At 69.0% G+C, this 10514-nt stretch carries 10 protein-coding genes; 6 read left to right on the forward strand and 4 right to left on the reverse strand.

Features of this window, described 5'->3' with window-relative positions; translation table 11 throughout:
• Nucleotides 1-89 precede the first annotated feature (89 nt).
• Both B3I25_RS10235 and B3I25_RS10240 read left to right on the forward strand, forming a co-directional pair.
• Nucleotides 90-1550 (forward strand): amino acid permease, encoded by a 1461-nt coding sequence (locus B3I25_RS10235; protein WP_286738859.1) that lies wholly within the window; start codon nt 90-92, stop codon nt 1548-1550.
• Nucleotides 1551-1599: 49 nt separating this feature from the next.
• Nucleotides 1600-2475, forward strand: coding sequence for a D-hexose-6-phosphate mutarotase (locus tag B3I25_RS10240; RefSeq protein WP_206398640.1), 876 nt, complete (start codon nt 1600-1602; stop codon nt 2473-2475).
• A 148-nt stretch (nt 2476-2623) separates the two neighbouring features.
• Here the strand turns inward: B3I25_RS10240 and B3I25_RS10245 are convergent, their stop codons facing one another.
• Complete coding sequence (locus B3I25_RS10245; protein WP_286738860.1) at nt 2624-4198, reverse strand: alanine/glycine:cation symporter family protein; 1575 nt, start codon at nt 4196-4198, stop codon at nt 2624-2626.
• A gap of 151 nt (nt 4199-4349) precedes the next feature.
• Entirely contained in the window at nt 4350-4745 is a 396-nt protein-coding gene (locus B3I25_RS10250) for a hypothetical protein (RefSeq protein WP_085106171.1), read from the reverse strand.
• Nucleotides 4746-4952: 207 nt separating this feature from the next.
• Here B3I25_RS10250 and B3I25_RS10255 point away from each other — a divergent pair, with 207 nt between their 5' ends.
• The 3 genes from B3I25_RS10255 (at nt 4953) to B3I25_RS10265 (ending at nt 8334) form a co-directional block, all read left to right on the forward strand.
• Nucleotides 4953-5729, forward strand: coding sequence for a type 1 glutamine amidotransferase domain-containing protein (locus B3I25_RS10255; protein ID WP_098053724.1), 777 nt, complete (start codon nt 4953-4955; stop codon nt 5727-5729).
• Nucleotides 5730-5823: 94 nt separating this feature from the next.
• Nucleotides 5824-6576, forward strand: a complete 753-nt coding sequence (locus B3I25_RS10260; RefSeq protein WP_064846341.1) for an SDR family NAD(P)-dependent oxidoreductase — start codon at nt 5824-5826, stop codon at nt 6574-6576.
• A gap of 171 nt (nt 6577-6747) precedes the next feature.
• Entirely contained in the window at nt 6748-8334 is a 1587-nt protein-coding gene (locus B3I25_RS10265; RefSeq protein ID WP_286738862.1) for a DEAD/DEAH box helicase, read from the forward strand.
• A 169-nt stretch (nt 8335-8503) separates the two neighbouring features.
• Here the strand turns inward: B3I25_RS10265 and B3I25_RS10270 are convergent, their stop codons facing one another.
• Together B3I25_RS10270 and B3I25_RS10275 are read right to left on the reverse strand one after the other, a co-directional pair.
• A complete protein-coding gene (locus tag B3I25_RS10270; protein ID WP_064846343.1) occupies nt 8504-9154 on the reverse strand; it encodes an HAD family hydrolase in 651 nt (216 codons plus the stop codon).
• A gap of 94 nt (nt 9155-9248) precedes the next feature.
• The gene (locus B3I25_RS10275) at nt 9249-9920 is read right to left on the reverse strand and encodes an HAD family hydrolase (protein WP_131332326.1); all 672 of its coding nucleotides are present in this window, start codon (nt 9918-9920) and stop codon (nt 9249-9251) included.
• A 52-nt stretch (nt 9921-9972) separates the two neighbouring features.
• Here B3I25_RS10275 and B3I25_RS10280 point away from each other — a divergent pair.
• On the forward strand, nt 9973-10514 hold a 542-nt coding region (locus B3I25_RS10280), incomplete at its 3' end, for a hypothetical protein (RefSeq protein WP_286738865.1).

The raw sequence follows: 10514 nt of genomic DNA on the forward strand, positions 1-10514 counted from the left end.
CCCCTGCCGTTTCGGGCCTCAGCTGTTCCCGACACCCGGGCGCAGGCCCCGCTACAGTTGGGCGCCCGCCCGGAGTACCCTCTGACTCCATGACGAACAGCTCCACCGCGGTGTCGCCGCCGCACACGCACTCCGAGCCCAGCAGGGGCCTGAGCAATCGACACATCCAACTGATCGCGATCGGCGGTGCGATCGGCACCGGGTTGTTCATGGGATCGGGGCGCACCATCTCCCTGGCGGGCCCGGCCGTGGTGTTCATCTACGTGGTGATCGGTTTCTTCCTCTTCTTCATGATGCGCGCCATGGGCGAGCTGTTGCTGTCCAATCTGCGCTACAAGACCTTCGCGGACTTCGCCGCCGATCTGATCGGCCCGTGGGCGGGGTTCTTCGTGGGTTGGTCCTACTGGTTCTGCTGGATCGTCACGGCGATCGCCGAGCTCGTGGCCATCACGGGCTACGTCCAGTTCTGGTGGGCGGCCGTCCCGCTGTGGCTGCCCACCGTCCTCGTGGTCCTCATCGTGTTCCTGCTCAACGCCGTGAGCGTGAAGAACTTCGGGGAGATGGAGTTCTGGTTCGCGCTCATCAAGATCGTGGCCATCCTGGCCCTGATCGTGGTGGGTGCGATCATGGCGCTGACCCACTTCGCATCCCCGGACGGGTACACCGCCCAGCTCGCGAACCTGTGGAACGACGGCGGGTGGTTCCCGAACGGCGCCATGGGCGTGGTCGCGGGGTTCCAGATCGCGGTCTTCGCGTTCGTGGGCATCGAGCTCGTGGGCACCACCGCGGCCGAGGCCCGTGATCCCCGCATGACCCTTCCCCGGGCGATCAACTCCGTCCCGGTGCGCATCCTCATCTTCTACGTGGGATCCCTCCTGGCCATCCTGGTGGTCACCCCGTGGCGCTCGATCAACCCCGAGCAGTCCCCGTTCGTGGCCATGTTCGCGCTGGCCGGGCTCGCGGGCGCCGCGTCCGTGGTGAACTTCGTGGTGCTGACCTCCGCGATGTCCTCGTCCAACTCCGGGGTGTTCTCCACGTCCCGGATGATGTTCGGTCTCTCCGCGGAGGGCAGCGCACCCGGGATCTTCAAGGGGCTCAACCGCGTGGGCGTGCCCGTGCGGGCCCTGTACCTCACGGCGGGCATCCTGCTGCTGACCATCCCCGTGCTCTACGCGGGGGACTCGATCATCGAGGCGTTCACGCTGATCACGTCCGTGGCGTCCCTCTTGTTCGTGTTCGTGTGGTCCATGATCCTGATCTCCTACATCCGCTACCGCATGAAGTTCCCCGAGCGCCACGCCACCTCCGAGTACAAGATGCCCGGCGGCGTGGTGATGTGCGCTGTGGTGCTCGCGTTCTTCGTGTTCGTGGCGTGGGCGCTGAGCACGGATCCCCAGACCGCCACGGGGCTGGTCGCGGTGGCCGCGTGGCTCGTGGTGCTGGGAATCTCGTGGGCCTTCGTACGCCGCACGGAGTCCCACCGGCAGACCTTCGAGTGGTTCAAGCAGGAGATGGCCCGCCCCGTGGAGCACGAACACCCGTCCCGATAGAACACGCCTGGCCCCTGTTCAGCACGCACCCCATGCTTAAGCTGGGGACATGACTCGACTGCCGGAACCCCTGTCCCTGTCCTGCGCCGACGGCTCGGGATCCGTCCTGAGCTACGGCGCGCACGTGGTGTCGTGGGCACCGGAGGATCACGAGCCCGTGCTGTGGGTCTCCTCCCGCTCCTACAACGAGACGGGCAGAGCGGTCCGCGGCGGTGTCCCCATCTGCTTCCCGTGGTTCGGCCCCGGGCGCACGGGGGACATGGACCCCGCGCACGGGTTCGCGCGGATCACCGAGTGGCAGCTCGCCGAGCAGGGGGAGGACACCGAGGGTCACGCCTACGCCGAGTTCACCCTCACGCCCGCGGACGTGGCCGAGCACCTGCGCAAGACGTTCCCCCACGAGTTCGAGGCCCGGTTCCGGGTCACCGTGGGCGCCCGCTTGCGTATGGCGCTCACCGTGACGAACACCGGCACCGGGACCTTCGACTTCGAGGAGGCGTTGCACAGCTACCTCCACGTGGGCGATTCCCGGCGCGTGAGCGTGACCGGCCTCGAGGGTGTCTCCTACTACGACAAGGTGGCCAAGGAGCAGCGGCGCCAGAGCGGGGAACTCGCGATCACGGGCGAGACCGACGCCGTATTCGCCCATCGCGGCGAGGTGCGGGTTTCCGACCCCGAGCTCGGTCGCACCCTCGTGATCACCAAGGAGGGCTCGGACAGCACCGTGGTGTGGAACCCCTGGGCGGACAAGTCCGTGGCCATGGCGGACTTCGCGGACGACGAGTGGCAGCAGATGCTGTGCGTGGAAGCGGGCAACGTGATGGGATCCCCGGTCCGGCTCGCCGCCGGCGAGTCACACACCCTCGTGCAGAGCATCGAGGTGCAGGAGCTCACGGCGCAGGATCCCGCCGCCCATGACGCCTGAGCGGGCACCCGTCGCCCACGACACCTGAGCGCGCTCTCGCCACGCGACGTCGCTGGCGCCCGGCGAGAGCGCCGGGGAGACCGCCGCTCGGCCCGGCCCGCACCCCGCGGGGAACGCCCCGGGGCGAAAGCCCCGGGGTGCGGGACCGTCAGTCGCGCTCGGCGGACGACGCCGCGGCGTCGCCCCCCGGTGCCGCACCGGTAGCGGCCCCGGCGCGCGGGGACTCGGCGGGCGGGACCACGGGCAGCGTACCCGTCTCCGACAGCGCCGGGTTGGCCGAGGAGAGGTCCACCGTGTGGTGGATCTGGGCGTCCAGGGCACCGGGGTGGGTGCCCATGAACGCGTCGATCTGATCGGTCGTGGCGTTGAACTTGGGATCGTTCTTCAGATACAGGTTGGTCTCCCGGACCACCAGGCCGGAGAGGATGATCAGCCCGATCAGGTTGGGGATGGCCATGAGCCCGTTCATGATGTCCGAGAAGGACCACACGAGCGTGAGCGGGGCGAGGGCGCCCAGACCGGCCGCGAGGGAGAAGACCACGCGGTACACGATGGCCGCTCGGGCACCCGCGAGGCGTTCCACGTTGCGCTCGCCGTAATACGCCCACCCCAGGACGGTGGAGTAACCCAGCAGCACCAGGCAGATGGTGACCACGATCCCGCCCCACGAACCGGGCAGGCCCGTGGAGAACGCCACGGAGGTCATGGTCGCGGTGTCCGCGCCGTTCCACACTCCGGTCGTGAGGATCACGAAACCGGTGATGGAGATGACCACCAGGGTGTCCACGAAGGTCTGGGTCATGGACACGAGACCCTGACGCACGGGGTGGCTCGTCTGCGCCACGGACGCGGCGATCGAGGCGGTGCCCATGCCGGACTCGTTGGAGAACAGGGAGCGGGCGGCACCCATCTGGATGGCCATGAGCACCGTGGAGCCCACGAAACCGCCGGTGGCACCCATGGGGGTGAACGCGCCGGTGAAGATGAGGCGCAGCGCCTCGGGGATCCCCTGGAAGTTCACGCCGATGATGTACAGCCCCGAACCGATGTAGAGCACGATCATGAGCGGGACCATGTATGTGGTGACCTTGGCGATCGACTGGATCCCGCCCAGCAGGGCGAGCCCGGTGCCCACGGCCAGGACCACGGCGGTGATCACGGGGGAGACGTTGAAGGTGTGTTCCAGGTTGGACGCGATCGCGTTGCCCTGGGTCATGTTGCCGATCCCGAACGTGGCCACTACACAGCACACCGCGAACATCACGGACAGGAAGCGGCCGAACTTGTTGGGGATGCCGCGGGCCAGGTACACCTGCGGTCCGCCGGTGAGCTGACCGGCGGTGTCCCGGGTGCGGAAGCGCACGCCCAGGAAGCACTCCGCGTACTTGGACGCCATGCCGAACAGCGCGGTGATCCACATCCAGAACAGGGCGCCGGGGCCGCCGATGGACATGGCCGCTGCCACACCCACGATGTTGCCCGTCCCCACCGTGGCGGCCAGCGCCGTGGACATCGCTGCGAAGGAGGAGATGTCGCCCTTCTCCCCGGTGGCCCGGGAACGGCGCCCGAATCCCAGGCTCATGGCCTTGGTGAAGAGTCGGAACTGGATGCCACGCAAGCGGAACGTCAGGAAGATCCCCGTTCCCAGCAGCAGGGGGATCAGGAGCCACGGTCCCCAGATCAGGTCACGAACGAAGTCCAGATTGCGTTGGAGGGTTTCCATGGGGGTACGGAGCTTTCCGTGAGCAACGGTGCGAATTGCTGACTAACGTAGCAGCTCGGCGGGCGTCCCGGGGGCGCGGTCCCGGCAGGGAAGACGACGACGCCGCAGTGGCGGACCACTGCGGCGTCGTCGGGAAAGCGTGGTGCTTGCGTTACTTCTGCAGCACGAGGGCCGCGCCGATGGCGGCCAGGAACGCGTCCTTGGACAGCGTCAGGCCCTGCTCGGACGGGCGGATGCCATCCTCCTGGGTCATGTCCGAGTTGCGGAAGTACATGCTCAGCAGCCCGGCGCTGAAGGCGAGCAGGCCCGCGCCGGCCAGGCGCTTGGACACGAACGGGGTCAGCAGGGCGGTGCCCAGGGCCAGTTCGGTGCCGGCGATGAACTTGGTGAAGGTCTGGGAGTCCCAGTCCGCGAACTGGGGGACACCGGTGGAGGCGAACTGCTTGAGGCCCTCGGCGGACTCGGCGTCCATGCCGAGCTTGCCGTAGCCGGACTGGAGCAGGAACGCGCCGGGGACACCGCGCAGGATGGCGTTGGAAATGCGCATGACTGAGCCTTTCGTCGGGAGGTGCGGTGGGGGCGGAGCAGGGCCCTGGGTACCCACCGGGGATCGCTGTTCATCCTAACAGCGGGCCTTTTCACGGCGGCGGGGTGGGTGCAACATGCCGACAGTGAACGCACGGACGCCGCCCACGGTGCGATGTCTACTGTGGTGCCACGTCGTGCGCACCGCGCGCCCTCGGAAAGGAGAACCATGGACATCGAGACCATGAAGAAGATCCTCCTGGTGCTGACCAGCCAGGACACCCTGGGAGACACGGGGGAGGCCACCGGTTACAACGTGGCCGAGGCGTCCCACCCGTGGAAGGTCTTCCGGGACGCCGGCTATTTCGTGGACTTCGCCTCGATCGCCGGGGGTCAGCCCCCGCGTGACGAGGTCCAGGAGGACGACCCCGTCCAAGTGGAGTTCACGCAGGATGAGACCGTCAAGGCGTCCCTCTACAACACGCCGCGGGTCTCCGTGGTGGACCCCTCCCAGTACGACGCCGTCTACCTCGTGGGCGGGCACGGCACCATGTGGGACTTCACCGGGGACGCGGACCTGCAGAAGCTCATCGCGTCCGTCTACGACTCCGGTGGCGTGGTGGGCGCGGTGTGCCACGGCCCCGCCGGCCTCGTGGACGTGGAGCTCGGCACGGGCGTGGCGTTGCTGTCCGGGCGCAAGGTGGCCGCATTCACCAATGCGGAGGAGAAAGCCGTGGGCAAGCAGGACGTGGTGCCGTACCTGCTCCAGGACAAGCTCGAGGAACAGGGCGCCACGGTCAAGCTCGCCGACAACTGGGAGGAGAACGTCCAGGTGGACGAGCGCCTCGTCACGGGGCAGAACCCCCAGTCCGCCGCGGGTGTGGCCAAGGAGATGACCAAGCTGCTCACCGAGGTCGTGCGCGAACAGAAGGCGGAGGAGGAAGAGGCCGCCCAGAAGCTGCGTGCGGAGCGGGACGCGGAGAAGGCCGCGGAGGACGACGAGTGACGGCGTCCTGACTCATTGCCGCACGCCCTGGTGGTCGGCGGCGACACGGGTGAGACTGGAAGCGGTCCCCATGGATTCGACGCCAGGAGTTGTCATGCCAGAGTTCACGTCCCGTGTCGCGCTGGTCACCGGCGCCGCCTCCGGTATCGGTGAGGCCATTGCCAAACACCTGGCCCGGCAGGGCGCCAAGGTGGTGGTCACGGACATCGATGCCACCGGGATCGACGACGTGGTCCAGGCCATCATGGCGGACGGCGGGGACGCCGCCGGGATCCACCAGGACGTCTCCAAGCGCGAGGACGCCGTGGCCGCCGTCGACTTCGCGGTGCAGACCTACGGCGGACTGCACTACGCCGTGAACAATGCTGGCGTGGGCGGGCAGATGGAGGCCCTCGGGGAGACCGATATCGAGGCGTGGGAGCGCACGCTCGCGATCGATCTCACCGGCGTGGCCTACGGGATGCACGCCCAGCTGCCCGTGATCGAACAGCACGGGGGAGGGGCCATCGTGAACATCGGCTCCATCCATTCCACCGTGGCCACTGCCGTGGGCAACAGCGCGTACACCGCGGCCAAGCACGGTCTGGTGGGTCTCACCAAGCAGACGGGCGTGGACTACGCCCGACGCGGCGTACGCGTGAACGCGGTGGGTCCCGCCTACATCGACACCCCGCTGCTCAAGAACCTGCCCCCGCAGACGCTGTCGGAACTGATCGACAAGCACCCCATGGGGCGGCTGGGCACCTCGCAGGAAGTGGCTCAGCTGACCACGTTCCTGCTCTCGGACGGCGCGTCCTTCATCACCGGGGGCTACTTCCTGGTGGACGGCGGGTACACGGCGGTCTGAGTAGCGGCGACACCCGCGGGTCACGGGTGTTCCGGCACGCGTGTAGAATGGTCAGGTTCCCCCGTACACATTGCGGGGTAGAGGCGCGCCGGTCCGAGGCGCGCAGTTCGCGCCCCAACATGGCGCGTGCGCGCGGAATCGTTTCGCGCGGACCAACCTGAAAGACGTTCTTTGTCTCATTCCTTCGAAGACCTCGGTGTATCCGAGGCGCTTTCCGCTGACCTCGCCCGCGTGGGCATCACGGAAGCTTTCCCCATCCAAGAGAAAACTCTCCCCGATTCGCTGTCCGGGCGTGACGTGCTCGGCCGCGGCCGCACCGGCTCGGGCAAGACGGTCGCGTTCGCGCTGCCGCTCGTGTCCCGGCTCGCGGGACTCGCCCCCGGCTCGTCCCGCGTGGCCCGCCGGGCGAACCGCCCCACCGGCCTGGTGCTGGCTCCCACGCGTGAGCTCGCGACCCAGATCGATCGCACCGTGGCGCCCCTGGCCAAGGCCGCGGGGCTGAACACCACCGTAATCTTCGGCGGTGTCTCCCAGAAGCACCAGGAGAAGGCGCTCGCGGGCGGTGTGGACATCGTCGTGGCCTGCCCGGGCCGGCTCGAGGACCTCATCAAGCAAGGTCTGCTCACGCTCGACGACGTCCGCGTGACCGTCCTGGACGAGGCCGACCACATGGCCGACATGGGCTTCCTGCCCGTGGTCACCCGGATCCTGTCTCGCACCCCCAAGGGCTCCCAGCGGTTGCTGTTCTCCGCGACCCTGGACAACGGCGTGGACATCCTGGTCAAGAAGTTCCTCAAGGACCCGGTGCTGCACTCGGCGGACAACGCCCAGGCCGCGGTGACCACCATGGACCACCACGTCCTGGTCACCGACAGCGATCACAAGCAAGCGCTGATCGAGACCCTCGCGTCGGGCACCGGCCGGCGGATGATGTTCACCCGCACCAAGTACCGCGCCAAGAAGATGGCCAAGAAGCTCAGTCAGGCCGGGATCCCCGCGGTGGACCTGCAGGGTAACCTGTCCCAGGGCGCGCGGGACCGCAATCTCGCCGCGTTCTCCGCGGGTGACGTGCGGGTCCTCGTGGCCACGGACGTGGCCGCGCGCGGTGTCCACGTGGACGACGTCGAACTCGTCGTGCACATCGACCCGCCCGCCGAGCACAAGTCCTACCTGCACCGTTCCGGCCGCACGGCGCGGGCCGGCGCCTCCGGGTCCGTGATCACGATCGCGACCACCGAGGAGCGCTCGGACGTCAACAAGCTCATGAAGAAGGCCGGTGTCACGCCCCGCGTGGACCAGGTCGCACCCGGTTCCGAGGTCGTGAAGGACCTCGTGGGCGAGCGCGCCGAGCGCGTTGCGCCGGGTGCCACCCCGGCCGGCGCGACCGGTGGCTCGCCTTCCGCTTCCCGTTCCGGCGGGGGTGCCTCCGGGTCCCGCCGCGGTGGCCGTGGCGGTTCGGGCCGGGGCCGCGGTCGCGGTTCCGCTCAGGCCGCCGGACGCGGCAACGGTACTCGTTCCGGCGACGCCGGTGCCGGGCGCGGTCCCTCGAACGGGCGTTCGCAGGCTCGCTCCAGCGAACGACGCCGCGGTGGCAGCGTCGATGGCGCGGCCTCCGGTAGCGCACGCACCGGCGCGTCCCGCTCCGCCCGCGGCGGTTCCGCCCAGCGCGGCCACGGGGCGGACCGGGTTCCGGACCGCGCCACGGCGGCGGCGCAGCGGCGTCGTGAGAACAACCGGGCGGGTCAGCCCACTCGCTGATCGCTCGGCGAGGGTCGCCGCGAGCGCTGTCCCACCTCGACCCCGGGGTGGAACGGTGCTCGCGGAACTGCGCTTCCCAGTGGAGAACTCCCGGTCCGATGAGTCATCGGACCGGGAGTTCTCTATTGCTGGTTCGGGCCGGGGCGGTTCCGGCATCATGCCCGCGGGCCTACTCCGGAGGAGTGAGCGAGCGCAGGAAGTCCAGGGTGACGTCCTCGTGCGCGTTGACGAACACCCGGTGCGGGCCGTCAGGGACGGGCTTGTCACCCGGGACGACCACCACGGTCATGCCCGCGGCAACCGCACTGCGCACCCCCGGTTCCGAGTCCTCGATGGCCACGCAATTCCGCGGGGCGACCCCGAGCAGTTCGGCACCCGTGAGGTACGGTTCGGGATCCGGCTTGGGACGGGTCACGTCGTCCTGGGAGACGATCCGGGTGAGCACGTCCGGGGCACCAGCGGCGGTGGTCCCCGCGACCGAGCTCAGCGCGTTCGTGACGATCGCCGCCGGGATACCGGCCTCGCTCAGTTCGCTCAACAGCGAGCGCATGCCGGGCAGGAAGGGTACACGGTCGTCCATGCTGTCGATCACGTGCTCGGCGAGTTGCTGCGTGATGTCCTCGACGGAATCGGTGGCCCCGCGTTCCACGAACTTGCGGGCCGCATCCGGCACGGTCCCCCCGAGGGTCGCGTGATCGTCCTCCACGGTCCAGCTCTGGTCGTACCGCTGCGCGACCTTGCGCTTGGCGGCCGCCCATTGGGGCTCCGTGTCCACGAGGGTGCCGTCGTGGTCGAAGAGCACAGCCAGGGGGTAGGTCATGGCCACCTTTCGGAAGCATCGGGGGTGGGATATGGGACCCCAGTTTACCGGCGAACCCCGGGGCCGGAGGCGGCGTCGTCGGGATGCCGCCGCGCTATGCAGGAGCCAGACCGCGCAGGAAGTCCAGGGTGAGCGCCGCGTGATCGGCCACGTGCACGATGCCGGGTCCGGGCAGGACCTGCTGCACCCCCGGGACCACGACCGTGGTGATCCCCGCGGCCACGCCGGACGCCGCGCCGGAGGGCGAATCCTCCACGACCACGCACGCCCCGGGCGCCACGCCCAGACGCCTGGCGGCCTCGAGGTACGCGTCCGGATCCGGTTTGGGCCTGACACCCTGGGCCACCTCCTGGTCCCCGATGATCACCCGGAACAGGTTGTCCGGGGCCAGGGACGCGGTGTAGCGGGCCACCTCGGAGGTCGCGTTCGTGACGATCGCCGCGGGGATCCCGGCACGCTCCAGGTCCTCCAGGAGAGGTACGACCCCGGGAATGAACGTGGGCGGGTTCTCCTCCAACACCGCTTGCAGCACCCCGTAAAACTCGCGGTAGACCTCGTCCAGCGACCCCGGTACGCCCAGCGCGCTCAACCGCTCCACGGTGGTCGCGAGCGGCCTGCCCAGGGTGTCCTGGGTGTCCCGCTCGGTCCACTCACCCCCGTGCGCGGCCACGATCCGCTGTTTGCCCAGTTCCCACAGCGGTTCGGTGTCCACCAGGGTGCCGTCATGGTCGAAGAGGACGGCCTGCGGGAAGTCGTGGGTGCTCATGACTCCACGGTACGTGCCCGCCCCGACACGGACCGCGCCCTACGATGGACGTATGAGTGCTTCCGATCCCGCGTCCGCCCATCACAGACCGGGATCCGCGCTGTCCGGCGCCTTCCCGGTAATCATGATCGCGGTGGCCGCGGCGTTGGCCCTGTGGGTCGGCTTCGGCCGGGGCGTCGCGGGTCTGCTCGGCTCCCTCACCCCGGTCTACGCGGCGGCGATCGGGCTGCCCATCCTGCTGTTACACGTCATCGCGGCGGCGCTGTTCCGTCGGGACGCACTCAGCTACCCGTCCCACGCCATGAGCCGGCGGGGCATGCTCACCGCGGTGGCCTCATGGGTGATCACGCTGTGCTTCGGGTTCTTCCTCCCGGATTCCACCGCCCACGGTATGCAGTCCCTGTTCACCCATGCGGTCGGCGCCGAGTACGTGGAGTTGAGTTACGGGTTTGTCAACATCTTCGGCGTGCTGTCCGTGGCGCTCGCGGTCGCCCTGGTGCTGCTCGCGCTCACGGATCTGCGCGTCACGGCGCGCCGGCTGCGCGGTGAGCCCCTCACGGAGGACGAGCGCCTGGACCGCCTTGAGGCGCACCC

It is taken from the genome of Kocuria sp. UBA1838 (assembly GCF_002338785.1).
In the GTDB taxonomy this organism is placed as follows: domain Bacteria; phylum Actinomycetota; class Actinomycetes; order Actinomycetales; family Micrococcaceae; genus Kocuria; species Kocuria marina.